1 rRNA gene is annotated in these 675 nt (G+C 43.6%); it reads right to left on the bottom strand.

Features of this window, described 5'->3' with window-relative positions:
* Positions 1 to 278, bottom strand: a 23S ribosomal RNA gene (locus tag V7S74_RS10920); the annotation flags it as partial.
* Positions 279 to 675: the final 397 nt, after the last annotated feature.

A 675-nucleotide genomic window follows, 5' to 3' on the forward strand; every position in this document is an offset into this window, starting at 1 on the left:
GCCGCAACAACACTGGTTTGGGCTAATCCGCGTTCGCTCGCCACTACTTACGGAATCACTTTTGTTTTCTCTTCCTCTGCTTACTTAGATGTTTCAGTTCAGCAGGTTCGCCTCCTATCTTAAATAGGATAATAGATCTTCAATCTACTGGGTTGCCCCATTCGGAAATCTTCGGATCGAAGGTCTTGTGCACCTCCCCGAAGCTTATCGCAGCTTAACACGTCCTTCATCGCCTCCAAGAGCCTAGGCATCCCCCATACGCCCTTAATTCACTTAACTTTTATAAAATATCTTCATCCGCAAGGGATTCAATAATTCTAATTTGCTCTTACTCTTTACTTTATTCTCACAATATGTCAAAGAACCTTGTGTGAAATTCAATCAGCTTACGCTCATCTCATTCACATCGTTCCCATCTCCGCTCTCCACATTTGGAAAGGGTAGGGGTGGTGTTTTTAGTCGCTAGTCACTAGTCGATAGTCGACAGTCATTAGTTACTTCTTTCAATCTGTTGATTAAGCTCGTTTGCCTAATCTTTACTCTATACACTATAATCTCTACTCTTACTTTGTACTCTGGTGGAGAATAACGGATTCGAACGCGGAATGCAATTCCGTTGACCCGGTCAACTTCACACTTGTGGAGAATAACGGATTCGAACCGTTGACCCCCTGC

Origin of the sequence: Aquirufa novilacunae, assembly GCF_045310505.1 — a bacterium.
Lineage (GTDB): Bacteria > Bacteroidota > Bacteroidia > Cytophagales > Spirosomataceae > Aquirufa > Aquirufa novilacunae.